Origin of the sequence: Cupriavidus plantarum, from assembly GCF_905397285.1 — a bacterium.
GTDB lineage: Bacteria > Pseudomonadota > Gammaproteobacteria > Burkholderiales > Burkholderiaceae > Cupriavidus > Cupriavidus plantarum.
Genome location: NZ_CAJPUX010000001.1, coordinates 1,313,463 through 1,337,970, shown reverse-complemented (window position 1 = coordinate 1,337,970; position 24,508 = coordinate 1,313,463). Strand labels below are relative to the sequence as shown.

General features: G+C 66.8%; 20 protein-coding genes. 6 read left to right on the top strand and 14 right to left on the bottom strand.

The annotated features are described in order from the left end of the window. Positions 1 to 2 precede the first annotated feature (2 nt). From KHP16_RS06200 to KHP16_RS06180, 5 genes are read left to right on the top strand one after another with little or no spacing between them, the layout of a single operon-like run. Complete coding sequence (locus KHP16_RS06200) at positions 3 to 1,406, top strand: TRAP transporter large permease (RefSeq protein WP_211959753.1); 1,404 nt, start codon at positions 3 to 5, stop codon at positions 1,404 to 1,406. A gap of 26 nt (positions 1,407 to 1,432) precedes the next feature. Continuing rightward, positions 1,433 to 2,200 (top strand): SDR family oxidoreductase, encoded by a 768-nt coding sequence (locus tag KHP16_RS06195; protein ID WP_109581269.1) that lies wholly within the window; start codon positions 1,433 to 1,435, stop codon positions 2,198 to 2,200. Between the two features lie 4 nt (positions 2,201 to 2,204). Next, a complete protein-coding gene (locus KHP16_RS06190) occupies positions 2,205 to 3,743 on the top strand; it encodes a UxaA family hydrolase (RefSeq protein WP_211959752.1) in 1,539 nt (512 codons plus the stop codon). A 22-nt stretch (positions 3,744 to 3,765) separates the two neighbouring features. Then, positions 3,766 to 4,977, top strand: a complete 1,212-nt coding sequence (gene manD / locus KHP16_RS06185) for a D-mannonate dehydratase ManD (protein WP_109581271.1) — start codon at positions 3,766 to 3,768, stop codon at positions 4,975 to 4,977. Positions 4,978 to 4,988: 11 nt separating this feature from the next. After that, a complete protein-coding gene (locus KHP16_RS06180; RefSeq protein ID WP_244835654.1) occupies positions 4,989 to 6,449 on the top strand; it encodes a mannitol dehydrogenase family protein in 1,461 nt (486 codons plus the stop codon). On the opposite strand, the gene KHP16_RS06175 is transcribed toward KHP16_RS06180, so the two are convergent. From KHP16_RS06175 to KHP16_RS06125, 11 genes are all read right to left on the bottom strand, one after another. After that, positions 6,436 to 7,185: a sulfite exporter TauE/SafE family protein gene (locus KHP16_RS06175; protein WP_407935120.1), complete on the bottom strand. Its 750-nt coding sequence runs from the start codon at positions 7,183 to 7,185 to the stop codon at positions 6,436 to 6,438. The genes KHP16_RS06180 and KHP16_RS06175 overlap by 14 nt on opposite strands. Before the next feature lie 42 nt (positions 7,186 to 7,227). Further along, entirely contained in the window at positions 7,228 to 8,325 is a 1,098-nt protein-coding gene (locus tag KHP16_RS06170; protein ID WP_121491000.1) for a M14 family metallopeptidase, read from the bottom strand. A gap of 85 nt (positions 8,326 to 8,410) precedes the next feature. Then, positions 8,411 to 9,109, bottom strand: coding sequence for a hypothetical protein (locus KHP16_RS06165; RefSeq protein WP_115952171.1), 699 nt, complete (start codon positions 9,107 to 9,109; stop codon positions 8,411 to 8,413). Between the two features lie 94 nt (positions 9,110 to 9,203). Further along, positions 9,204 to 10,031 carry a M55 family metallopeptidase gene (locus KHP16_RS06160; protein ID WP_109581276.1) on the bottom strand — a complete coding sequence of 276 codons (828 nt, stop codon included), beginning with the start codon at positions 10,029 to 10,031 and terminating at the stop codon, positions 9,204 to 9,206. Positions 10,032 to 10,041: 10 nt separating this feature from the next. Then, positions 10,042 to 11,112 carry a DmpA family aminopeptidase gene (locus KHP16_RS06155; RefSeq protein WP_115952170.1) on the bottom strand — a complete coding sequence of 357 codons (1,071 nt, stop codon included), beginning with the start codon at positions 11,110 to 11,112 and terminating at the stop codon, positions 10,042 to 10,044. Next, entirely contained in the window at positions 11,112 to 12,035 is a 924-nt protein-coding gene (gene gsiD, locus KHP16_RS06150) for a glutathione ABC transporter permease GsiD (protein ID WP_109581278.1), read from the bottom strand. Before gsiD ends, KHP16_RS06155 begins: the two co-directional genes overlap by 1 nt. A 13-nt stretch (positions 12,036 to 12,048) precedes the next feature. After that, entirely contained in the window at positions 12,049 to 12,969 is a 921-nt protein-coding gene (gene gsiC, locus KHP16_RS06145; RefSeq protein WP_109581279.1) for a glutathione ABC transporter permease GsiC, read from the bottom strand. Between the two features lie 74 nt (positions 12,970 to 13,043). After that, complete coding sequence (gsiB, locus tag KHP16_RS06140; RefSeq protein WP_109581280.1) at positions 13,044 to 14,600, bottom strand: glutathione ABC transporter substrate-binding protein GsiB; 1,557 nt, start codon at positions 14,598 to 14,600, stop codon at positions 13,044 to 13,046. A gap of 32 nt (positions 14,601 to 14,632) precedes the next feature. Continuing rightward, the gene (locus KHP16_RS06135; RefSeq protein WP_109581281.1) at positions 14,633 to 16,525 is read right to left on the bottom strand and encodes a dipeptide ABC transporter ATP-binding protein; all 1,893 of its coding nucleotides are present in this window, start codon (positions 16,523 to 16,525) and stop codon (positions 14,633 to 14,635) included. 2 nt (positions 16,526 to 16,527) lie between these two features. Then, positions 16,528 to 17,514 (bottom strand): isoaspartyl peptidase/L-asparaginase family protein, encoded by a 987-nt coding sequence (locus tag KHP16_RS06130; protein ID WP_211959750.1) that lies wholly within the window; start codon positions 17,512 to 17,514, stop codon positions 16,528 to 16,530. A 13-nt stretch (positions 17,515 to 17,527) separates the two neighbouring features. Next, on the bottom strand, positions 17,528 to 18,490 hold the full coding sequence (locus tag KHP16_RS06125) for a MurR/RpiR family transcriptional regulator (RefSeq protein ID WP_109581283.1): 963 nt from the start codon (positions 18,488 to 18,490) through the stop codon (positions 17,528 to 17,530). A gap of 273 nt (positions 18,491 to 18,763) precedes the next feature. Between KHP16_RS06125 and KHP16_RS06120 the strand changes: the two genes are divergently transcribed. After that, entirely contained in the window at positions 18,764 to 20,686 is a 1,923-nt protein-coding gene (locus KHP16_RS06120) for an ATP-binding cassette domain-containing protein (protein WP_211959749.1), read from the top strand. 34 nt (positions 20,687 to 20,720) lie between these two features. Here the strand turns inward: KHP16_RS06120 and KHP16_RS06115 are convergent, their stop codons facing one another. The 3 genes from KHP16_RS06115 to KHP16_RS06105 all read right to left on the bottom strand — a co-directional run bounded on the left by KHP16_RS06115 (position 20,721) and on the right by KHP16_RS06105 (position 24,309). Next, positions 20,721 to 21,206, bottom strand: a complete 486-nt coding sequence (locus KHP16_RS06115) for a disulfide bond formation protein B (RefSeq protein WP_109582689.1) — start codon at positions 21,204 to 21,206, stop codon at positions 20,721 to 20,723. A 140-nt stretch (positions 21,207 to 21,346) separates the two neighbouring features. Next, the gene (gene oxlT / locus KHP16_RS06110; protein ID WP_211959748.1) at positions 21,347 to 22,642 is read right to left on the bottom strand and encodes an oxalate/formate MFS antiporter; all 1,296 of its coding nucleotides are present in this window, start codon (positions 22,640 to 22,642) and stop codon (positions 21,347 to 21,349) included. 92 nt (positions 22,643 to 22,734) lie between these two features. Next, positions 22,735 to 24,309 carry a gamma-glutamyltransferase family protein gene (locus KHP16_RS06105; protein ID WP_109581286.1) on the bottom strand — a complete coding sequence of 525 codons (1,575 nt, stop codon included), beginning with the start codon at positions 24,307 to 24,309 and terminating at the stop codon, positions 22,735 to 22,737. Between the last annotated feature and the right edge of the window lie 199 nt (positions 24,310 to 24,508).

The window sequence follows — 24,508 nt, the reverse complement described above, 5'->3', positions numbered from 1 at the left end:
CCATGTGGATCCTGATCCTGTCTTTCCTCGTCCTGATGCTGGTCGGCATGCCGGTGGCCGTTGCGATGGCGCTGGCTTCGCTGCTCTATATCTGGACCAGCGGCACGGTGCCCGATGTCATCCTCGCCCAGCGGATGATCGCAGGCGTCGAGAGTTTCCCGCTGCTCGCCGTACCGTTCTTCATCCTTGCCGGCAACCTGATGAACGTCGCCGGCATCACAGGCCGCATCTACAACTTCGCGGTCGCGCTCGTCGGATGGATGCGCGGCGGCCTCGGGCACGTGAACATCATCGGTTCCGTGATCTTCTCAGGCATGTCGGGCACGGCCATCGCGGACGCGGCGGGCCTCGGCACCATCGAGATCAAGGCCATGAAGGACCACGGCTACGAGACCGAATTCGCGGTGGGCGTCACCGCGGCCTCCGCCACGTTGGGGCCGATCATCCCGCCGTCGTTACCGTTCGTGATCTACGGGATGATGGCCAACGTGTCGATCGGCTCGCTGTTCCTCGCCGGCATCCTGCCGGGACTCGTGCTTACGGCGTTCATGATGGCCACGGTCGCGTGGATCGCGCACCGGCGCGGCTGGGGCGGCGACACGGCGTTTTCGTGGAATCTGCTCGGATCGGCCACGATCGAGATACTGGTCGTGCTCGCTTTTCCTCTCGCGATCTGGCTGATGACCCGGGCGGGCGTCTCGACAAACGTGGCCGCGATGTCCGCGCTCGTGATCCTGCTCGCGCTCGACTGGTACTTCGACTTCTCGGCCGTGATGGCGCTGATGGCTCCCGTGATCCTGATCGGCGGCATGACGCTCGGCTGGTTTACACCGACCGAAGCGGCGGTGGCCGCGGTCATCTGGGCCCTGTTCCTCGGCCTCGTGCGGTACCGCTCCATGACGATGCGCGCGCTGGCCAAGGCCACGCTTGACACGATCGAGACCACGGCTTCCGTGCTCTTCATCGTCACCGCGGCGTCGATCTTCGCGTGGCTGCTGACCACGAGCCAGGCCGCGCAGATGCTGACGGACGCCATTCTCGGCTTCACGCACAACAAGTGGTTGTTCCTGCTGCTTGCCAACGTGTTGATCCTCATCGTCGGCTGCTTCATCGACACGACCGCGGCCATCACGATCCTCGTGCCGATCCTGCTGCCGATCGTGTTGAAGCTCGGCATCGACCCCATCCACTTCGGACTCGTGATGACGCTGAACCTGATGATCGGACTGCTGCATCCGCCGCTGGGGATGGTGCTGTTCGTCCTCGCGCGCGTGGCCAGGCTATCGGTGGAGCGTACGACGATGGCGATCCTGCCCTGGCTCGTGCCGCTGTTCCTGACGTTGATTGCGATCACCTACGTGCCGCAAATCACCCTGTGGCTGCCACAGATGGTGGGCAGCAAATAACCGATCCATCCCTTCCGGGAGACCCCATGTCACAGAGACTGGCGGGCAAACTCGCCCTCGTCACCGCCGCAGGCCAGGGGATCGGCCGCGCCACGGTCGAAGCGTTCCTGCGCGAAGGCGCGCGCGTGATCGCCGCCGATATCAACCCCGAGACGCTCGCCGAACTCGGGCAACTGCCGCAATGCATCGCGCGGCGGCTCGACGTGACCGATGGCAGGGCCATCGACGCCGCGGCCGCGGAGATCGGCTCGGACATCGGCGCGATCGACATCCTGTTCAACGGCGCGGGCTACGTGCACCACGGCACCCTCCTCGACTGCGACGATGCGGCCTTCGAATTCTCGATGGCGCTCAACGTCACCGCGATGTACCGCATGATGCGCGCCTTCCTTCCCGCCATGGTCGAGCGACGGCGCGGGTCGATCGTCAACATGTCGTCGGTGGCGGGCAGCATCAAGGGTGCGCCGAACCGCTTCGTATATGGCGCAAGCAAGGCCGCGGTCATCGGCATGACGAAATCGGTGGCGGCGGACTTCATCGCGCATGGCATCCGCTGCAACGCCATCTGCCCCGGCACGGTGGAGTCGCCCTCGCTGCGGCAACGCATCGACGATCAGTCGCGCCGCAGCGGCCGTTCCCTCACGCAGGTGGAGGCGGACTTCGTCGCGCGCCAGCCGATGGGCCGCATCGGCACGGCGGCGGAAATCGCGGCGCTCGCGGTGTACCTGGCGTCCGACGAATCGGCGTTCACGACCGGCACCGCGCAGATCATCGACGGCGGCTGGTCCAACTAGCGCCATGACGACCCCCAACGTGGTTCGCATGCACGACCGCGACGACATCGTCATCGCATGCCGTCAACTGATGTCTGGCACCGTGCTCGCGGAAGAAGGCGTCACCGTGCAGGGCCTGATCCCGGCCGGGCACAAGGTCGCGGTGCGCGCCATTGCCGCGGGCGCGCCCGTGCGGCGCTACAACCAGGTGATCGGCTTCGCGCGGCAGGACATCGCACCCGGCCAGCACGTGCACACGCATAATCTGGCGATGGGCGACTTCGCGCGCGACCATGCGGCCGGCGCCGATGTGCATGCGACCGACTATGCCACCGAGAAGGCCACGTTCGATGGCATTGTGCGCGCCGATGGCCGCGTGGCCACGCGCAACTATATCGGCATCCTCACGTCGGTCAATTGCTCGGCCACCGTGGCGCGCGCCATCGCCGATCATTTCCGCCGCGATATCCATCCGGAGGCGCTGGCGCCCTACCCCAACGTCGACGGCGTGATCGCGCTCACGCATGGCGCCGGGTGCGCGACGGACAGCGATGGCGAGAACCTGCGTGTGCTGCGTCGCACGCTGGCCGGCTACGCGCGCCACCCGAACTTCGCGGCCGTGCTGGTGGTGGGCCTCGGCTGCGAGACCAACCAGATCGATGCGCTGCTCGCGGAACCGGGGCTTGGCGATCTCGCGGCCGGCCCTCGCTTTCACAGCTTCAATATTCAGGACACGGGCGGCACCGCCAGGACCGTTGCCCGTGGCGTGGGCGTGGTGCGGGCGCTGCTCGAAGATGCCAACCGCATCACGCGCCAGCGCATGCCCGCGAGCCATCTGATCGTCGGCCTGCAATGCGGCGGATCGGATGGTTACTCGGGCATCACGGCCAACCCGGCGTTGGGCGCCGCCGTCGATCTGGTCGTCCGGCATGGCGGCACGGCGATTCTCTCCGAGACCCCAGAAATCTACGGCGCCGAGCATCTGCTCACGCGCCGGGCGGTGTCGCCCGCCGTCGCCGAGCGTCTGCTCGCGCGCATATACTGGTGGGAGGACTATTGCGCGCGCAACGCGGGCAACCTCGACAACAATCCATCGGCCGGCAACAAGGCCGGGGGCCTCACCACGATTCTCGAGAAATCGCTTGGCGCGGTGGCCAAGAGCGGTACCACCAACCTCGTCGAGGTGTACGAGTTCGCGGAGCCGGTCCAGGCGCAGGGGCTCGTTTTCATGGACACCCCGGGGTACGACCCCGTGTCCGCCACCGGACAGGTGGCCGGTGGGGCCAACCTGATCTGCTTCACCACGGGGCGGGGCTCCGCCTACGGGTGCGCACCCTCGCCTTCCCTCAAGCTGTCGACCAACAACGCGCTGTTCGCGCGGCAGGCCGAGGACATCGACATCAACTGCGGCGACATCCTCGATGGCACGAGCACCGTCGCGCAGAAGGGCGAGGCGATCTTCCGATTGATGCTGGAGACCGCATCGGGCCGCAAGACATGCAGCGAACTGCATGGCTATGGGCAGAACGAGTTCGTGCCATGGGCGCTGGGCGCCGTGATGTAGAGACAATAAACAGGAGACACGGATGAAGATTACCGGCGCGCGCGTGATCGTCTGCAGTCCGGGGCGCAACTTCGTGACGCTCAAGATCGAGACCGACGAGGGGCTCGACGGCATCGGCGATGCCACGCTCAATGGCCGCGAGCTCGCGGTGGTGGCCTACCTCGAGGAGCATGTCATCCCGTGCCTGATCGGGCGCGATGCGCATCAGATCGAGGACATCTGGCAATACCTGTATCGCGGCGCGTACTGGCGGCGCGGCCCCGTGACGATGACGGCCATCGCGGCCGTGGACACGGCGTTATGGGACATCAAGGCCAAGGCGGCGGGCCTGCCGCTGTATCAGCTGCTTGGCGGGAAGAGCCGCACGGGCGTGATGGTGTACGGCCATGCCAACGGTAGCGATATCGCCTCCACCGTCGATGAAGTGCTGCGCTACAAGGAGATGGGCTATCGCGCGATCCGCGCGCAGTCGGGCGTGCCGGGGCTCAACAAGGTCTACGGCGTCTCCCGCGACCGCATGTTCTATGAGCCCGCCGATGCGAATCTGCCTTCCGAGCACGACTGGAGCACCGAGCGCTACCTCGACCATACGCCGAAGCTGTTCGAGGCCGTGCGCGAGGCCGTCGGCTGGGACACGCATCTGCTGCACGACGTGCATCACCGCCTGACGCCGATCGAGGCGGGACGGCTGGGCAAGTCGCTGGAGCCCTATCGATTGTTCTGGATCGAGGACGCGACGCCCGCCGAAGATCAGGAGGCGTTCCGGCTGATTCGCCAGCACACGGTCACACCGCTCGCCGTCGGCGAGATCTTCAGCAGCATCTGGGATTGCAAGGGCCTGATCGAGGCGCAGCTCATCGACTATATCCGCGCGACGGTCGTGCACGCCGGCGGCATCACGCATCTGCGGCGCATCGCGGACTTCGCGTCGCTGTATCAGGTGCGCACAGGCTGTCACGGCGCCACCGACCTCTCGCCCGTCTGCATGGGCGCGGCGCTCCATTTCGACCTGTGGGTGCCGAATTTCGGGGTGCAGGAGTACATGCGGCATAGCGAGGAGACCGATGCGGTGTTCCCCCATGCGTACACGTTCGCCGACGGCATGATGTACCCAGGCGATGTGCCCGGACATGGCGTGACGATCGACGAGACGCTGGCCGCGAAGTATCCGTATCAGCGCGCCTATCTGCCGGTGAACCGGCTCGCGCATGACGGGACGCTGTGGCACTGGTGACGAGGATGGACATGGGAATGGACACGGGGAGGGAACGCCTGCATCCGTCGCGCCTGAACGCGCTCGCCGTGCGCGGACCGCGATATCGCCGGGAAGCGCTGCGCGGCGGCATCGTGCATCTCGGCATCGGCGCGTTCCACCGCGCGCATCAGGCGGTGGTCACCGAGGACGCGCTCGAAGCCGACGCGGAGGACCGACGCTGGGGCATCGTCGGCGTGTCGCTGCGGCGCCCCGACACGCGCGACGCGCTGATGCCGCAGGGCGGGCTTTATACGCTCGCCGTGCGCGATGGCGCGGGCGAGTCCCTTCGTGTCGTCGGCGCGGTGATCGACGTGCTGGTAGCAGCCGAGGCTCCCGATGCCGTCATCGATCGTATCGCGCACCCGGACACGCGCATCGTGAGCCTGACGATCACCGAGAAAGGCTACTGCCATGATCCCGGCACGGGCGCGCTGAATCCGCACGATCCGGATATCGCGCATGACCTGAGGCACGAGGTCGCGCCGGTCACCGCACTGGGTTACCTCGCCCGAGGCCTGCAGCGCCGGCGCGAACGCGGCCTCGGCCCCGTGACGCTGCTCTCCTGCGACAACCTCGCCAGCAATGGCGATACGCTGCGCGGCGTGCTGCTGGCCTTCACGGAGCGCTACGATCCCGCGCTGCGCGCCTGGATCGACGCACACTGCGCGTTCCCGAACAGCATGGTCGATCGCATCGTGCCGAAGACGACGGAGGAAGATGTCGCGCGGGTGTCGTCGGCGCTGGGACTGCACGACGCATGGCCCGTGGCCGGCGAACCGTTCCTGCAATGGGTCGTCGAAGACCGCTTCGCAGCGGGCCGGCCGCATTGGGAAGCTGGCGGCGCACAGTTCGTAGACGATGCCCAGCCCTTCGAACGGCTCAAGCACCGGCTCGTCAATGGCAGCCAGTCGATGATGGCGTATTTCGGCGTGATGGCCGGCTGGTCCACCACCGACCGCGTGATCGCGCAACCGCCCGTCCGCACCTTCATCCACGAGGCGATGCGGCACGAGCTGCAACCCACGCTACCCCCGCTGCCGGGGCTCGACGTCGACGCCTACCGGGACAGCCTGCTGCCGCGCTTCGAGAACCCCGCGCTCGGCCACCGCACGCGCCAGATCGCTATGGACGGTTCGCAAAAGATTCCGCAACGGCTGCTGGCGCCGATCGCCGAACGGCTCGCACGCGGCGAACCCTTCGACCGCCTCGCGCTGGGCGTGGCCGCATGGATCCATTTCCTGCGCGGGTACGACGAGCGGAGCGAGGCCTATCCGATCGAGGATCCGATGGCGGCGGCGTTACGGCCCCTCGCCGGCGATGTCGCGCGGATCACGGGTTACGTCCCCGTGTTCGGCGACCTCGGCACGTCGGCAATTTTTGTGGAAACGGTGGGCCGGCAGCTTGCGCGGCTGCGCCAGCTCGGCACGCTTGCCGCCGTTACAGCACCTTAGGCACGGCCGCCGTCAGCATCGCCACGCCCGACAATGTCAGCAGCGACAGCACGATGCGCCGGAATGCGAGGTCGCTGATGCCAAGGTAGACGCGCGTACCCAGCAGCGTGGGAATCAGCATGGCGGGCGCCACGATCGCGAACTTCGGGAGCATGTCCGTGGTGACGATGCCCGTGCCGACATAGACGGCCATCGTGACGATCAGCGCGCCGAGATTGAAGTTCTGGATGATCGTGCGTTGCGTGTCCTTCTCGAACCCGCGCAGCGTGCACCAGAGGGTGGGGATCATGCCCGTGAAGCCGCCAATGCCGCCCATGATGCCGCCGAGCCATCCCGCGATGCCGTCGGCGAAGCGGCCCCCGTGCGTGATGCGCGGAATGCTGGCCGAGAACAGCATGATCGGGCACCAGATCACGAGCACCGTGCCGAGCACGATCTTGAACCAGTGGACGTTCAGCACCGGCAGCAGCATCACGCCCACGGGAATCCCGAGCACCCCGCCGAGCAGGAATGGCAGCAACGCGGTCAGATGAAACTTGCGGCGCACCGAGAAGGCCGCAAGCAGTTGCCCGGTCAGCGCGCCGAACACCGACATCGCCGCGGCGAGCCTGGGCTCCACGGTCCAGGCCCAGAACGACATGGCCACCATGCCGAATGCGAATCCCGAAAGCCCCTGCACAAATCCCGCCACGACCGCACCGAGCGCGATCACCAGCAGCGTGGTGTCGATTGACATGTCTCTTGTCGTTATAGGTTGTAGTGATACGTCGTTGTTATGTCAGCGCACGATACCCTTTTCCACCGCGTCCGTCACCTGCGCGACCACGCTCTCGCGCCAATCGTCGCTGTCGATATAGAACGCCTGCCACATCGCGCGCCGGATCAGCGCGCGCTGGTTCTCGTCGGCATCGGGATGCAGGTGTAGCCAATGGTCGCCGCGCAGGGCCTCCAGCACTTCGGCGATCGGCAGCGTGCCGAACTCGAGCGCGATGCCCGCATAGTCGAGCAATGGCAATGGGCCCAGCGTCTGCGGCAACGCGAGCCATGCCACGCCGTTCAGCTGCGCGGACGTCGACGAACCGTCGTACATCGAGGTCACGCCGTTGCCCCACACTTCTCGCGTGCGCGCGAGTTGGGCGGCATCGTCCGGGCCCATGTAGATGGGCTCGCCATACCCGCGCGGGCCGAGGCCCGTGTGGATGTCGATCCAGCGGAAGGACGCGCGCTCTGCCCCGCCGTTGGATCCATAGCGCGCGAGGATGCGCCGCAGCGTGTAGTTGCTCCACGTCGCCTGCGTGCCGCCAAAGAACATGCCATCCGGATCCTGATACTGGCCCGCGCTGACCGCGGCCTGATACCACGCCATGCCGCGCGCGGCGATCGCCTGCATCAGCGCGGTATGGTCGGCCTGCGACGGCGGCCACTGCGACGGCAGCAGCAGCGGCGCCACCTCCGCGTAAGCGGGGTTGTCGGGCAGCGGCTGGTCGAAGTCCATGAAGTTGCGGTTCAGGTCGACGTTGTCCTCGTTCACGCGGCGCAGATGCGAGAAGCCATACGGGTTCACCGCATGCACCAGCAGCAGCGCCACCCGGGCCTCCGCGCAGGCGGCACGCAGGGTCGCGTCGCGCAGCAGCGCCACCTGCGCGCCCGATCCGCAGTAGCCCTCGGTGCCGTGGATGCCCGACGTGATCATCAGGCAGTGCGGCGCGTCCGGTGCGCCGACGAGCGCGACATCGATGGCCAGCGGTTCTTCCTCGCGGCCCAACGCGGTGGGATGGGGGAATTCCGTCAGTGCGGCGCCCGCAGCGCGCGCGGCATCGAGGAACTTCTGGCGCGCGACGGCATAGCTCTGCGCGAAACAGTCGGAGGCTCGCATGGCGACGTGGGGCCAGGGCGGCCCGGAGTCCGGAGGACGATGCTGCGATTAGACGCCAATTTGGCTTGCCTTTCCACCCTCGCCTTCAGCTTCGCGCGGCGATGCCCGACCGGAACGCGTGCGGATGCATGACGATGCCCGCGGCGGCGATCTGCGCGGCCGATAGCACCAGATGCCGCGCCAGCCAGTCATGCACGCCACGCAGGAAGCGGATGTTCTCCACGTTGTTCGACTCGGCAATCAGGCGTTCGAGCTTGGTATGGGCGGTGTAGACGTCGAGCAGGTTCTCGGCCTTGAGGCGCGGCGGCGTGCTTGCGCTGCGCTCGATGCCGAGCACGCGGGTGACCTGCGCATCGGACAGAGGCTCGCCGCGCGCGATCTGGCGATAGAGGTCTTCCAGCGCGGGAAACCGCACGGTGGGCTGCACCCGGGGAACCGCGGCGACCTTCTCCATGCGCAGGACCACATAGCGCGTAGCGGTATTGCGGCGGGCCAGCTTGCGCGCTGCATCCTTGTCCATACGGGGGAGCGAGGCGGCTGAGGGCGGTACGTCGCGTTCGGTGTAGTCGGGGACCGTCTCGAGCAGTGACGGCTCGGGGAGCACGGCCCGCGCGCAGTCGGCGCCGAACGGGTACTCGTGCCCCTCGGCATCGCGCAGGATATACGCGTGGCCTTCCGGGAAGCCATGATGGCGGCCGCCGAGCGGCGAGCGGGCATGGCAGCGGGTGGTGGCGGGATCGACGAAGTCCTTGCGGACTGGGGTCCAGCCGTTCGGGACGGTCATGGTCGGGTACAGCGGGGATGAGACAGGCGCCATTATCGCGCACAAGCCCGCCACCCTTCCCCACGCCTCCCGCGCAAAGGCATGCGCCCCGCGCTTACTTCAACATGAACGACATCGCCGAGAGCGAGTTGAGCATCCGCACGGCCGACTGCACGGCGTCCGCCTCGAACGCAAGCAGATCGCCCTCCACGCGCTCCAGCGCAGGCCACTGGCAGAACAGATCCGCATGCGCGGGCGTCATGGTCTGGAGCCGCACCTTGATCGGCCCCGTCAGTTCGAAGCACCGCGCCTCGGGCCGTGTGAAGGCGAGGCGCGTCGCCGCCTCCGCCGCCTCGGCGATCGCCTGCCGCGCGCCGGCCGGGGACAGCGTCGTGCCGCTGCCCTGCCCGCCGGCCTGCTTGGTCTCGACGTAGCGGACCCACGGCATCAACGGTCGCGTCTCCGCAATGAACACATCATCGCCGCTCGCCATCAGAACAGGCACATCGAACTCGCCAGCGAGCGCCGCATAGATCCCCGCCTCGCCAAGCTCGAGCCCATTGAGCCAGACACGCGCAAATGCCCCGCTATTGATCGTATGCGCGAGTACCCCGCGGCTCTGCGCGCGGCCGTGATAGCCGATCATGAACACGCCATCGCAATCCTGCTCCACGCCGGCCATCATGCCGAGGTAGCGCGGCTTGCCAAGCACCAGTTGCACGCGCGGATCGAGCTGGTCCGGCAGCAGGTTGCGGAACCCGCCATGCGAATCGTTGACGATGACGGCGGACGCCCCGCCCGCAAACGCGCCCTGCGCGGCCGCATTGGCCTCCGCCGTCATCCACGCGCGCGCGCGTTCGTATTCGCCGTTGCCGGCGCGCGTCTGCTCGGGATGAAATACGCCAGCCACGCCTTCGATATCGGCGGAAATCAGGATCTTCATGGTCTACGGTTCAGAGGGCGAGCGCGTCTCGCAGCGATGCGCGACGATGGCCGTCGCGGCCGGTCACGGCCTCGGCATGCCACAGCGCGTGAATGATGGCCTGCTCCACGCTGTCCGCCGCGGCACGGAACAGGGGATCGAGGCAGGTTTCGTGCAGCATTGCTACGGCCGGCATCGCCGCGTCGTGATGCGGCACGGCATGGGGAACGGTATAAGCGGTGGAAAACGCGAGCGCGATATCGCCGGAGCCATGCCCGAAGACGGAGCCCGTGCGCGCAAGTCCCGCGCCCGCGCGCAGCGACAGGCGCCGCAGTTGCCGCGCGTCGAGCGGCGCGTCCGTGGCGACGATCATGATGATGGAGCCTTTTTCTGGCGCGGCCACCTCATTCGCCAGACTGGCGGCCAACGTTGCACTCAACCGGTCGCCGACATGCTCGCCCGCGAGCACCAGCGACTCCGGCGTGCCGAAGTTGGACAACACGAGCGCCCCGACGGTGTAGCGCCGCCCCCCGCACTCGACCACGCGCGACGCCGTGCCGATGCCGCCCTTCACGCCGAACGACGACATCCCCCGACCGGCCCCGATGGCGCCCTGCGCGACCTCCACGCCGGCGCCGGTCAGCGCGCGCGCGTAGTGGTCGCCCGCGACGACCATCGCCTGGATGTCGTTGAGGTACCCATCGTTGCACTCGAAAACGAGCGGATTGACGGTGGGCCATGCGCGGCCGATCTCGGGATTGTCGGCAATCGCGGCCCGGATCTGCGCCTGCGCCACGGCCCCCACGGAGAACGTATTGGTCAGCGCGATCGGCGTCTCCAGCACGCCGAGTTCTTCCACCTGTACGAGGCCGATGCTCTTGCCAAAGCCGTTGATCACCGCCGCCGCGGCGGGCACCTTGTCGGTATAGACATTGCCGCCGTGCGGCAGCACCGCCGTCACGCCGGTCTGGCAGCCATCGTGCGCAAGCGTGCAATGGCCGACGGTCACGCCGGCCACGTCCGTGATGGCATCGCGCGCGCCCGAGGGCAACCGCCCCACGCGCGGCGGCGCGGCCGCCGGTTCGATTGGCGTCGGTGTCATCAACGGCGATCGATCTTCGGATCCAGCGCGTCGCGCAGGCCGTCGCCGAGCAGGTTGAATGCCAGCACGGTCAGGAAGATCGCCACGCTGGGAAAGATCGCCACGTGCGGCGCCGTCACCATGTCCGCGCGCGCTTCGTTGAGCATCGCGCCCCATTCCGGCGTGGGCGGCTGCGCGCCAAGCCCCAGGAACGAGAGACCCGCCGCCGTGATGATCGACGTGCCGATCCGCATCGAAAAATAGACGACGATCGACGAGACGGTACCCGGCAGGATATGGCGCATCAGGATGGTCCAGTCGGACGCCCCGATACTGCGCGCGGCTTCCACGTAGGTCAGTTGCTTGAGCATCAGCGTGTTGCCGCGCACGAGGCGCGCGAACGCCGGAATGCTGAACACCGCCACCGCGAAGATCACGTTGGTCATGCCGTTGCCCAGGATCGCCACGATACCGATGGCGAGCAGAATGCCCGGAAACGCGAACAGCACGTCCGAAATCCGCGTCACGATGCGGTCCCACCAGCCTTCGTAGTAGCCGGCCAGCAGGCCCAGCACGGTACCGACGATGGCGCCGATGATCACCGAGAAGAAACCGGCGGCCAGCGAGATGCGCGTGCCCGCGATGATGCGGCTGAAGATGTCGCGGCCGAGCGAGTCCACGCCCATCCAGTGCGCGACCGACGGGCCCGCGTTCAGCGCGTCGTAGTCGAAGTAATTCTCCGGATCGTAGGGCACGATGTACGGCGCGAGCACCGCGATCACGACCAGCATCAGCACGAACACGCCGGCGGCGATGGCCAGATGCTGCTTGCGGAATTTGCGCCAGAACTCGGTCCAGGGCGTGCGCACGCGCTCGCGCGAGAACGGGTTGACGGTGGCCGCTTCGTGCGAACCGGAACTGGCTGGCGTAGAGATATCAGACATTGCCGGCCCTCCCTTATTTGTAACGGATAGCAGGATTGATCACCGTGTAGAGCAGGTCCACCACGAGGTTGATCAAAATGAATTCGAGCGAGAACAGCAGCACCTCGGCCTGGATGACCGGGTAGTCGCGCATCTCGACGGCGTCCACCAGCAGGCGGCCGAGGCCGGGCCAGTTGAACACCTTTTCGACGAGGATCGAGCCGCCCAGCAGGAAGCCGAACTGCAGGCCCATCATCGTCACGACGGGAATCATCGCGTTGCGCAGCGTGTGCTTGACCACGACCACGGTCTCGCGCACACCCTTGGCGCGCGCGGTCCGCACGAAGTCTTCCTGCAGCACCTCGATGAACGACGCGCGCGTGAAGCGCGCCATCACGGCGGCCACGGCGGCGCCGAGCGTCAGCGACGGCAGGATGTAGTGCTTCCAGCTATCGGCGCCGATCGAGGGCAGCCAGCCCAGCTGCACGGAGAACACTTCCATCAGCAGCATGCCGAGCGCGAAAGCCGGGAACGAAATACCCGACACCGCGAGCGTCATGCCGAGGCGGTCCGGCCATTTGTTGCGGAACACCGCGGACCCGATGCCGATGGTCATGCCGAAGGCCACCGCCCAGGCCATCGACGTCAGCGTCAGATAGAGGGTCGGAAGGAAACGCTCGCCAATTTCCTCGCTGACGGGACGCTTGGTCCGCAGCGATGTGCCGAACTCCCCCTGGAGCGCGTTCGAGAAGAACCGGACGAACTGTTCGTGCATCGGACGGTCGAGACCGAGGTCCTTGCGCACGAGCTCCACGGTGGCCTGGTCGGCTTCGGGGCCGGCTGCCAGCCGCGCCGGATCGCCGGGCAGCATATGGACGAACAGGAACACCATCACCGCCACGAGCAGCAGTGTGGGAATCACGCCCAGGCATCGTTTGAGGAAGTAATTCAGCATAAGAATTCGATGTAATGATGCTCCCCTCTCCCGGAGGGAGAGGGGTACTGCTTGCTGCGACTGCTTGCTACTGCTTACTGCTTGATGTCGATCTCGTCGAAGTTGAACGAGCCGTCAGGCATTGCGTAGGCGCCCGACAGACGCTTCGAACGCGCGAACAGCACCTTCTCCGTCACGAGGAACGCCCACGGCGCGTCCTTCCAGATGCGCTCCTGCGCGTCCTTGTACAGACGTGCCTTCTCGGCGCGATCGGTCGTACGCAGTGCGCCCGCGATATCGGCATCCACCTGGTCGTTCTTGTAGTAGGCCGTGTTCAGCAGCTTCGGCGGCATCGATTCCGAAGCCAGCAGCGGACGCAGCGCCCAGTCGGACTCACCGGTCGACGACGACCAGCCCACGTAGTACAGACGCACGCCGGCGTCTTCCGGTTTCTGCACGCTCTCCACTTTCTCCACGCGCTGGCCGGCTTCCAGGGCCTGCACCGACGCCTTGATGCCAACCTGCTGCAGCTGCTGCTGCACGAACTGGATCACCTTCTGCGCGGTGGTGTGGTTATACGCGGACCACAGCGTGGTCTCGAAGCCGTTCGGATAGCCGGCTTCCTTCAGCAGCTCGCGCGCCTTGGCCGGATCGTACGGCCACGGGCCCAGCTTCTCGGCGTAGTCCACGCCAGCGGGCACCACCCCTTCGGACGGGGTCGCGTAGCCGGCGAATGCCACCTTGGCCAGCGCGTCCTTGTTGATCGCGTAGTTGATGGCCTGGCGGACCTTCGGGTCGTTGAACGGCTTCACCTGCGTGTTGAACGAGATGTAGCGCGCGATGATCGACGGCGCATCGATCAGATCGACCTTCGGGCTAGTCTTCAGCACGGCGGCCTGCTCGAACGGAATGCGGAACGCGAAATCGGCTTCGCCGGTCTGCATCACCGCGGCGCGCGTGTTGTTGTCCACCACGGGCTTCCACGTGATCGTGTCGATCTTCGGGTAACCGGTTTTCCAGTAGCCGGCGAACTTCTTGCCCTTCAGGTAGTCGGTCTGCTTCCACTCGACGAATTCGAACGGGCCGGTACCGACCGGGTGGAACGCGATTTCCTTGCCCCACTTCTTGAGCGCCGTCGGCGAGATCATCACGGCCGACGGATGCGACAGCACGTTGATGAACGGCGAGAACGGCTCCTTCAGCGTGATCTTGACCGTGTTGGCGTCGATCACGTCGGTCTTGGCCACGCGGTTGAACAGCGTGTAGCGCTTGAGCTTGTTGGCCGGGTCGATCACGCGATCGAAGTTCGCCTTGACGGCGTTCGCGTCGAACGTGGTGCCGTCATGGAACTTGACGCCCTTCTTGAGCTTGATCGTGTACGTCAGGCCGTCCTTGCTGGCTTCGTAGCTTTCGGCCAGCACGTTGACGAGCTTCAGGTCCTTGTCCAGGCCGAACAGGCCCTGGTAGAACGACTTGGTCACGGCCTGCGACAGCGTGTCGTTCGAATCGTACGGATCGAGCGTGGTGAACGTGGAGTCCACGGCCATCACGGCGTCCTTGGCGGCAAACGCGGGGCTCGCGCCGAGCATGCCCAGAGCGCCGACTGCAACGGCGCCGGCGAACAGCCTGGGCGAAACCATACGGATCGTCATTCTTTTTCTCCTGGTGGAAAGGACCACAAACTTCAGTAGGCGCCGCCGACCGGATGGCGGGCGACATAATGTCCATGCGCGCCGCTGCCGGAGACGGGCACCAGTGGCTTGACCACGGGCTCGTCGCCGACCGCGCGGATCGGGCTGGGGATTTCATCGGACAGCGGTTCGCGCTTCATGTGGCGGCGCGCCGGATCGGCGATCGGCACCGCCGACATCAGCTTCTTCGTGTACGGGTGCTGCGGGTTCTCGAAGATCGCGCGACGGGGGCCGATCTCGACGATCTGGCCGAGGTACATCACGGCCACGCGATGGCTCACGCGCTCCACCACGGCCATGTCGTGCGAAATAAACAGGAACGCCACGCCGAGTTCGCGCTGCAGGTCGAGCATCAGGTTGACGATCTGCGCCTGGATGGAAACGTCGAGCGCGGACACCGATTCGTCGGCGACCACGACCTTCGGGTTCAGCGCGAGCGCGCGCGCGATGCAGATGCGCTGGCGCTGGCCGCCCGAGAACTCGTGCGGATAGCGTCCGGCCTGCTCGGGCGTGAGACCCACTTTCTCGAGCAGCCATGCCACGCGCTTTTCCGCTTCCTTGCCGCTCGCGACCTTGTGGACGAGCAGCGGCTCCATGATCGAGTAGCCGACCGGCACGCGCGGGTCCAGCGACGCGAACGGATCCTGGAAGATGAACTGGATATTGCGGCGCAGGCTTTGCAGTGCGGAGCCCTGCATCTGGCTGATGTTCTGGCCCGCGAATTCGATGGTGCCGCTCTGCGCGTTGACCAGGCGCAGCAGCGAACGGCCCGTGGTCGACTTGCCGCAGCCGGACTCGCCCACGAGCGCGAGCGTCTCGCCCGGATACAGGTCGAAGCTCACCTGCTCCACCGCGTGCACGCGGCGCTGCACCCGGCCGAACAGGCCGCCCGGCACGTCGAAGCGCGTCACGAGGTCGCGCACGCGCAGAATCGGCTCGGCGTCGGGCGCGACCGTGTCCTGCGGAATCTCCACCACGGGGGCCGCGGCGTCGTTCACCTGCACGAGCGGGAACTTGGCCGGCAACTCCGTGCCCGTCATCGCGCCGAGCTTCGGCACCGCGGACAGCAGCGCGCGCGTGTACGGATGCGCGGGCGTATGGAACACATCGTCGGACGCGCCCTCTTCCACCTTCTCGCCACGGTACATCACGAGTACGCGATCGGCGACCTCGGCCACCACACCCATGTCGTGCGTGATGAAGACCACGCCCATGTGCATCTCGGCCTGCAGGTTGCGGATCAACTGCAGGATCTCGGCCTGAATGGTCACGTCGAGCGCGGTAGTCGGCTCGTCGGCGATCAGCAGCGCGGGCTTGCACGAGAGCGCCATCGCGATCATCACGCGCTGGCGCATGCCGCCCGACAACTGGTGCGGGAAGCGGTCGAGCACGCGGCGCGCTTCGGGAATGCGCACGAGTTCGAGCATGCGCAGCGCCTCCGCGCGCGCGGCCGATCGGCTCATGCCCTGATGCAGGCGGATCGACTCGGCAATCTGCTCGCCAACCGGGAATACCGGGTTCAGCGAGGTCATAGGCTCCTGGAAGATCATCGCCACGTCCGCGCCGCGCACGCTGCGCAGCGTGGCGTCGTTCGCGTTGACGAGGTCGATGACGTCGCCGCTGCGGCGGCGCAGCGACATGCTGCCGCTCACGATGCGGCCGCCGCCATGTTCGACCAGCCGCATCAGCGCGAGCGACGTAACCGACTTGCCGGAACCCGACTCGCCGACGACAGCCAGCGTTTCACCGCGATCGACGTGGAACGACAGGTTGCGCACGGCTTCCACGCTGCGTTCGCTCGTGGCGAAGCGCACCGTGAGACCGCGCACGGCGACGACGCGTTCGGGCGGCAGCACCAGGCCGGAGGGGGAGATTCGAGAATTCATGCTCAACCGTAAATCCAGACGTTGACGGGCTCGCCCACGCGCGCGATGCCGCGGTACATGCCTTCGGTATTGAATGGCAACGTGACGTTGCCCGCGCGATCCACCGCGATCAGACCGCCACGGCCGTTGATCGCGGTCAGTTTCTCCATCACCACGCGGCGTGCGGATTCTTCCAGCGACAGGCCCGCGTAGCGCATCTGCGCGGAGACATCGAAGGCCGCCACCGTGCGGATGAACATTTCGCCGGTACCGGTAGCCGAGACCGCCGCGACGTCATCCGCATAGCAGCCCGCGCCGAACACCGGCGTGTCGCCGACGCGGCCGACCTGCTTGTTCGTCACGCCGCCGGTCGACGTGGCCGCGGCAAGGTTTCCCCGCGCGTCGCGGGCCACGGCGCCGACCGTGCCGAACTTGCGGTCCGGGTCGATGGGATCGGTCCCTTCCGGCTGTTTCGCCCGCGCGGCTTGCGCGGCGAGCGCTGCTGCATCGTGATCCAGCAGCGCCATGCCTGCCGTGGCGCGCGCGCGCTGCCACTGGTCATGCCGTGCCTGCGTGAAGTAGTAGTCGGGGGACACGAGTTCGAGGCCCTGTGCCTCGGCGAACGCCTCCGCGCCCTCAGCCGCGAACAGCACGTGTTCGCTGTGCTCGAGCACCGCGCGCGCGGCCAGCACCGGATTGCGCACGCGCTTGACGCACGTAATGGCGCCGGCGTTCAGCGTCGCGCCGTCCATCACGGAGGCGTCGAGCTCGTACGTGCCGGCGTGCGTGAGCACGGCACCCTTGCCCGCGTTGAACAGCGGGCAGTCCTCGAGCAAACGCACGGCCTCGGTGACCGCGTCGAGCGCGCTGCCGCCACCGGCCAGCACGCGCTGGCCTTCCCGCAGCACGTGCTCGAGGGCCTCGGTGTACTCGCGTTCGCGTTGCGCGTCCATTGCGGCGCGGGTAATCGTGCCGGCGCCACCGTGGATGGCAATGACAGCGGAATTCATCGGTTCGGGTAACTCAGTCAGGAGATTTCGGGGCGGCACGGCGCGAGGCGCCTTGCCGGGAAGGGGTCGCGATATCGCCGCCGGGCGTATCGGCGCCGTGGGCACCGCGCGCGCCGGGCGCGCCGTATAGCCATGGCAGCAGGAATTCGGTCATCTCGGCCGCAGCCTTCACCGAACGCGCGGAGCGATAGGCCACCGCGCCGCACAGCGCTTCGATCAGCGCGAGGACGGTAGCATCGGAGTTGGCCGACAGACGGTTGCCCGCGTTCGCGTACAGCGCGATGTCGGCGAGCGGTGCGAGCGGCGAGGTCGGGCCATCGGTCAGCGCCAGCAGGCGGCCACCGTGGGCCTTCACGCGCTGGGCGAGCAGCATACTGTCGGCGACGTAACGCGGAAACGCGATGGCGATCACCAGGTCTTGCGGCTGCAGCTTGAACAACTGCCGCGCGGCATGCGAGGCGCCGCCCGCGTTGGACACCGAGGTCACCATGCGGCAATGCATCTCGAGGCCGTGTTGCAGCAGGCCCGCGAGGAACCCGCTGGCGCCGAAGCCCATGACGTACACACGTTCGGCGCCGAGAATGGCGTCGACGGCGCGCTCGCAGGCATCGGCATCGAGCGAGCGGCGGGTGGCATCGAGGTTACGCGCCCCATCTTCGAGCGCGGCGGCGATGACGTCGGCCACCGAAGACGGACGCTCCAGCTCGGTGCGAAGACGCTCCACAGGGGCGAGCGTGGCCTCGAACCCGCGCACGAGTTCGGCGCGGAACTGGGGATACCCTTCGAATCCCAACGCGCGGGCGAAGCGATTGGCGGTGGCCACGGATACGTCGACGGCGGTGGCAAATTCATCGATACGCATCGTCGCGGCGCGGAACAGATTGTCCAGCACGTAGCCCGCCATACGCTGATGCGCGGGCGTCAGCGTGGGGAGGCTTCGGGCGATACGCTCGGAAATCGACAAACCTTCGTGCATGGGGCGGCTGGTATCCTGCGGGCGGGCAGGCTTCAATCTGGTGCAATATTCGGCGCGCGCACCAATAGCGGGACCGATGGGCGCGGCGAGGAAAGCAGGCTTGATGAAAAGGCACTTTCCTCGTGCGCCAACTCATGTAAATAAATTTACACGCAAACGGCATACCAGGAGAACCCTGAGGAACCCGAATACGGGTAATCCCCTAGGCGACGGGATCGGCGTCTCCGCACGCTACAATGCCGCCCTGCAACGACCGTCCATCGCCTGTCTCCCGTGATCCGAATCGACCAGCTAGTCCTCCAGCGCGGCACCAAGGTGCTGTTCGACCATACCAGCGTGACCCTCAACCCCGGCGAGCGGGTCGGTCTTGTTGGCGCCAACGGCAGCGGGAAATCGACGCTGTTCGCCATGCTGAAAGGCGACCTCCACCCCGACGGTGGCGATGTCTTCATCCCCGCCAGCTGGCGCATCGCCCACGTCGCGCAGGAAACCCCCGCCGTCGCGCGCAGCGCGGTGGACTACACCATCGACGGCGACACAAGGCTGCGCGAGATCGAAGCCCGCATCGCCGCGGCCCAGGCCTCGGGCGATGGCGCGGCCGAGGGGGAAGCGCATGCCGCCTATGCCGACGCCGACGGCTACACCGCGAGCTCCCGCGCCGAAGCCCTGCTGCTGGGCCTGGGCTTCACGCTGCAACAGGTCTCGCAACCGGTGTCGTCGTTTTCGGGCGGCTGGCGCATGCGCCTGAACCTTGCCCAGGCGCTGATGTGCCCCTCCGACCTGCTGCTGCTCGACGAACCGACCAACCACCTGGACCTGGACGCCATCGTCTGGCTGGAAGACTGGCTCGCGCGCTATCAGGGCACCCTCGTCATGATCTCGCACGACCGCGAGTTCCTCGACGCCATCTGCACCGTCACGGTCCATATCGAACATCTGAAGCTCAACCGCTACGGCGGAAACTACACGCAGTTCGAGACGCAACGGCTGCAGCAAATGGCGCTGCAACAGGCGGCCTACGCGCGTCAGCAGAAGGAAATCGCCCACCTCGAATCGTTCATCACGCGCTTCAAGGCCAAGGCAACGAAAGCCCGGCAAGCGCAGAGCCGCGTCAAGGCGCTCGAACGGATGGAGCGGCTCGCCCCCGTCCACGCCGCCGCCGGCTTCGCCTTCGAGTTCCGGGAACCCGAGTCCGCCCCGAACCCGATGATGGTGCTCGACGGTGTCGACTGCGGCTACCCCGACGCGGAACCGCCCGTGAAGATCCTGCACAACCTCGCGCTCTCCATCCAGAACGGCCAGCGCATCGGCCTCCTCGGCGCCAACGGCCAGGGCAAATCCACGCTGGTGAAAACGCTCGCCGGCACGCAGGACCCGATGACCGGCACGCTCAGGCACGGCAAGGGCCTCGTCATCGGCTACTTCGCCCAGCATCAGCTTGAGACGCTGCGCGACCACGACTCGCCGCTGCAGCACCTCGCCCGCCTCGCTCCCGACACGCGCGAGCAAGAGCTCCGGGACTTTCTCGGCAGCTTCAACTTCCGAGGCGACATGGCCACCGCGCCGATCGAGCCGTTCTCGGGCGGCGAGAAGGCGCGACTTGCCCTCGCCCTCATCGTCTGGCAAAAGCCCAACCTGCTGCTGCTCGACGAACCGACCAACCACCTGGACCTCGACACGCGCGAAGCGCTCACCATGGCGTTGGCGCAATTCGAAGGCACGCTGATCCTCGTTTCGCACGATCGCCACCTGCTGCGCGCCACGTCGGACCAGTTCATGCTCGTGGCGGATGGCACCATCCGCCCGTTCGACGGCGACCTCGACGACTATCGCGACTGGCTGCTGCAACAGGCGGCCGCCAAGCGCAATGCCGCCACCGCCGCGCACGCGGGCGACGCCGCGCCGGCCGTCAACCGCAAGGACCAGCGCCGCGCGGAGGCCGACGAACGCCAACGGCTCGCGCAACTGCGCAAGCCGCTGACGAAGGAAGTCGAGAAAATCGAAAAGCGGATGGCCGTGTTGCAGGCCGACAAGGAGACCATCGACGCGTTCATGGCCGATGAGTCGAGCTACGCGGACGCCAACAAGGCGAAGCTCATGGAGATGCTGAAGCGCCAGGGCGAGGTCACTGGCGAACTGGATCAGCTCGAAGAACGCTGGCTCGAACTACAAGAGCAAATCGAGCAGATCCTGTAAACCAGGGCGACGCCCGAATCGTACCGAAGCGGTCTCAGCGGTAGTGCTTCTCGCGGCGGATCAGTCCGACCGCAAGCGTCAGCGTCAGAATCACGAGCCAGATCAGCGACCACGCCGGAATCGACAGCCCGAGAATCGGCGGCAGCTCGGCCGTGCACAGGCCATCGGAATAGAACAGCTGCGGCAGCACGCGCGCGGTGGGCAGCTGGTTGACCCAGTTCTCGAGCGGATCGATGCCGCACGATGCCTTGGGATTCAGCAGCAGCGACACGTGATACCCGGCGACCGCAATGCCCGCGACGCCGGACAGCATGCCGAGCCCCTGCCACAGCGTCCGCGTGTTCTGCGCCACGACGGCAAGCAGTGAGAAAATGCCGATCCCGAGGAACGCAAACCGCTGCATGATGCAGAGCGGACAAGGCTGGTAGCCCTCCGCCATCTGCAGATACACGGCAAAGGCGACGGCGCCGAACGACAGGATGGCGATCAGCAGAAAATAAGCGCGGGAATTGGCTTGCATGGGCATCGAATACTGGTGAGGTCATGCGCAGCATGACGAACGTTTCGACGCGCATTATGGCCGATTTTCCCGATCGCGTCGGACCCGCTTACGCAATCCCCGCGCCCCGCGCTGCGGCGGATTGCCGCAGCGCGCATCGTTCATGCCGCTGGCTGCGCGGACAGATACCGACGACGCCACGGCTTGAGGACAGCAATGGCCAGCACGGCAGTGAGAACGTCCAGCGTAATGGCCACGCCAAATACCGGCATCCAGCTGCCCATGCGCTCATGCATCAGCGCCGCGAGCGGGCCACCGAAGATCGAGCCGATACCCTGCGAGATATAGAGCCAGCCGTAGTTCGTCGTCGCGTACTTCGTGCCGAAGGTATCGGTCAGCGTCGACGGGAACAGCGAGAAAATCTCGCCCCAGCCGAGGAACACCACGCCCGACAGCAGCACGAACAGCACGGCGTTCTCGCGCGTCAGCAGCCACAGCGTCATCGCCACCGCTTCCAGTGCGAATGCGAAACACATCGTGTTTTCACGCCCCCATTTGTCGGACACCCACCCGAACAGCGGCCGCGTCAGGCCATTGGTGAGGCGATCGATGGTCAGCGCAAGGGGCAGCGCGGCCATGCCAAACACCACCGCGTTGGACACACCGAAGTCCTTCGCGAACGCGGCCATCTGCGACGTGACCATCAGGCCCGACGTCGACATCATGGTCATCATCGCGAAAAGCAGATAGAACAGCGGCGTCTTGAGCATCGTGCGCGTCGGCACGTCCGCCACGTTGGAGGTCACCTGCGAGGACGCTGCCGGCAACACGTCGCTGGCATCCGGCGCACGCAGGCCCTGCGAGGCGACGAAGCCGATCGCCGCGAACAGCAGGCCGAACTGCCACAGCGTGGATTCGAGCCCCTTGCCCGCGAGCGACGCGGCAATCGGGAACGTCGTGACGATCGCGCCCATGCCGTAGCCCGCCGCGACCATGCCCACCGCAAACCCGCGCCGATCGGGGAACCAGCGCACCATCTGGCCGACTACGCCGACGTAGACGATGCCCGTGCCCAGCCCGCCGACGATGCCGTAGCTCAGATACAGCATCCCCACGGTCTGCGCCTGCGACGCCAGCACCCAGCTCAGGCCCGACAGTACCGTGCCGAGCGCAATCAGCCGGCGCGGCCCGAAGCGTTCGATCAATGCGCCCTGGAATGGCGAGAAGAACGTCTGCAGCACGATCAGCATCGAGAACGTGATCTGCAGCTCCGACAGCGGCACACCGAGCTTGGCGGACAGCGGCTTGGTGAACAGCGTCCAGACATACTGCGGGCTCGAGATCGCCATCATGCAGGCGAGGCCCAGCAACAACTGAATCCAGCGCGTGCGCGCCAGCGGCAATGCCTGCGACGCTGGCAGCGCCGCGTCTGCCGCGTTATTTGCAACCGTACGCATGGAACCACTCCTTCAGACTGTGAGACGGACTTCAATGAAAGCCGCGCGCCGATGGGAGCGCGGCGGAAACCTGCCGGCAGGCAAACACCCCACTACCACCCGACCGCCGCGCCATCGCTGCGCGGGTCGCTGCCGCCCTCGTAGAGCCCATCGGCACCGAGCACGATCGCGCCCGCATGGCCCATGGTTTCGTCGTACGGCAGCAGCATCTCCACGTCGTGCCCGAGCGTTCGCAGCGCGTGCTGGGTGGCCTCGGGAAAGCGCGATTCGAGTTTCAGCGTGTCGCTGGTCTGGCCCCACGTGCGGCCGAGCAGCCAGCGCGGCGCGTCGATCGCCGCCTGCGGGTGCATGCCGTAATGGACGATGCGCGAGAACACCGCCGACTGCGATTGCGGCTGGCCATCGCCGCCCATGTTTCCGTAGACGAGCGTGCGGCCATCGTCGAGGCGGGCCATGGCGGGGTTCAGCGTGTGAAACGGCTTGCGTCCCGGCGTCAGCGGATTGCGGGCATCGGGGTCGAGCGAGAAGCTGCAGCCACGGTTCTGCCAGTTGACGCCGGAGTCCGGCAGCACGATGCCACTGCCGAACTCGTGATAGATGCTCTGGATGAAGCTGACGGCCACGCCCTGCCGGTCGATCGCGCCCATCCAGACCGTATCGGCCGGGCCCATGCCCTCCCCCCATGGCAGCACCGCGTCGGGACGAATGCGCGCCGCCGCCGCATCGAGCCACGGTGGCGCGAGCAGGTCGCGCGGGTCGATCTCCATGTAGGCCGGGTCGGTGATATGGCGGTCGCGCACGCGAAACGCCTGCTTGGTCGCCTCCACGCATGCATGCACGAAGGCCGGGCCGTTGGGATCCGTGCCGAGTACGTTTTCACGCGCCAGACGATCGAGTTGCCCGAGGATCAGCAGCGACACGAGCCCCTGCGTCGGCGGCGGCATGTTGTAGACCGTGCCGCGCGAGTGCGCCAGCTCCAGCGGCGTCTTCCAGACCGCGCGATGCGCGTGGAGATCGGCGAGCGTCAGCGGACTGCCCGCCGCCGCAAGTTCGCCCGCGAGCGTATTGGCGAGATCCCCTCGATAAAAATCGTCGAAGCCCGCCCGCGCCAGTTGTTCGAGTGTGCTGGCAAGGCGTGGCTGGCGGAAACGCTGCCCCGTCTTCGGCAGCCCCGACGAGAGGAACGTCGCGGCGAAACCGGGAATGTCGTGAAGTTCGTCGGCCTTCAGCGCGACGCACGCGGCCTGGCTTTGCGTCACGGGCACGCCATCGCGCGCGTAGGCGATGGCGTCGGCCAGCAGCCGCGTGCGCGGCAGACGGCCGCCGAGCGCTTCACGCGACCATTCGAGCGCGGCATGCCAGCCAGAGATCGTCCCGGCCACCGTGTTCGCGGCCATGCCACCGCGGGTGGGCACCCTGTCGAGGCCGGCTTCCCGATAGCGGGCGATGGTCGCGGCGCCGGCCGCCGCACCGCACGCCTCGAGTCCGCGCGGCGCTTCGCCGGGGCGCGCGATCAGCCAGAAGCCGTCGCCGCCGATGCTGTTCATATGCGGATAGACCACCGCGATGGTGGCGGCCGCGGCGACCATGGCCTCGACGGCATTGCCGCCCTCGCGCAGGATGGCCGCGGCGCTCTGCGCGGCCAGCGCATGGGGCGCGACAGCCATGCCTCGGCTGCCACGGGTGGGTTGAAGATGAAAGCTCACAGTACGATCCGCGATTTATGTATACATAAATTTCCTGCAAGATCGTTCGCAACATGCGTGCCAAAGACGCCGGATAAACGTCAGCTCAGGGGTGCGGGATGGCCGGGATGGCGCTGGAGACGGCCACCATGGCGGCAGCGGTGGGGATACGCCCGGTGAG

Coding starts and splice junctions, on each gene's coding strand:
- KHP16_RS06200 (WP_211959753.1), top strand. CDS start 3: ATGTGGATCCTGATCCTGTCTTTCCTCGTCCTGATGCTGGTCGGCATG.
- KHP16_RS06195 (WP_109581269.1), top strand. CDS start 1,433: ATGTCACAGAGACTGGCGGGCAAACTCGCCCTCGTCACCGCCGCAGGC.
- KHP16_RS06190 (WP_211959752.1), top strand. CDS start 2,205: ATGACGACCCCCAACGTGGTTCGCATGCACGACCGCGACGACATCGTC.
- manD (WP_109581271.1), top strand. CDS start 3,766: ATGAAGATTACCGGCGCGCGCGTGATCGTCTGCAGTCCGGGGCGCAAC.
- KHP16_RS06180 (WP_244835654.1), top strand. CDS start 4,989: ATGGGAATGGACACGGGGAGGGAACGCCTGCATCCGTCGCGCCTGAAC.
- KHP16_RS06175 (WP_407935120.1), bottom strand. CDS start 7,185: ATGTCAATCGACACCACGCTGCTGGTGATCGCGCTCGGTGCGGTCGTG.
- KHP16_RS06170 (WP_121491000.1), bottom strand. CDS start 8,325: ATGCGAGCCTCCGACTGTTTCGCGCAGAGCTATGCCGTCGCGCGCCAG.
- KHP16_RS06165 (WP_115952171.1), bottom strand. CDS start 9,109: ATGACCGTCCCGAACGGCTGGACCCCAGTCCGCAAGGACTTCGTCGAT.
- KHP16_RS06160 (WP_109581276.1), bottom strand. CDS start 10,031: ATGAAGATCCTGATTTCCGCCGATATCGAAGGCGTGGCTGGCGTATTT.
- KHP16_RS06155 (WP_115952170.1), bottom strand. CDS start 11,112: ATGACACCGACGCCAATCGAACCGGCGGCCGCGCCGCCGCGCGTGGGG.
- gsiD (WP_109581278.1), bottom strand. CDS start 12,035: ATGTCTGATATCTCTACGCCAGCCAGTTCCGGTTCGCACGAAGCGGCC.
- gsiC (WP_109581279.1), bottom strand. CDS start 12,969: ATGCTGAATTACTTCCTCAAACGATGCCTGGGCGTGATTCCCACACTG.
- gsiB (WP_109581280.1), bottom strand. CDS start 14,600: ATGACGATCCGTATGGTTTCGCCCAGGCTGTTCGCCGGCGCCGTTGCA.
- KHP16_RS06135 (WP_109581281.1), bottom strand. CDS start 16,525: ATGAATTCTCGAATCTCCCCCTCCGGCCTGGTGCTGCCGCCCGAACGC.
- KHP16_RS06130 (WP_211959750.1), bottom strand. CDS start 17,514: ATGAATTCCGCTGTCATTGCCATCCACGGTGGCGCCGGCACGATTACC.
- KHP16_RS06125 (WP_109581283.1), bottom strand. CDS start 18,490: ATGCACGAAGGTTTGTCGATTTCCGAGCGTATCGCCCGAAGCCTCCCC.
- KHP16_RS06115 (WP_109582689.1), bottom strand. CDS start 21,206: ATGCAAGCCAATTCCCGCGCTTATTTTCTGCTGATCGCCATCCTGTCG.
- oxlT (WP_211959748.1), bottom strand. CDS start 22,642: ATGCGTACGGTTGCAAATAACGCGGCAGACGCGGCGCTGCCAGCGTCG.
- KHP16_RS06105 (WP_109581286.1), bottom strand. CDS start 24,309: ATGGCTGTCGCGCCCCATGCGCTGGCCGCGCAGAGCGCCGCGGCCATC.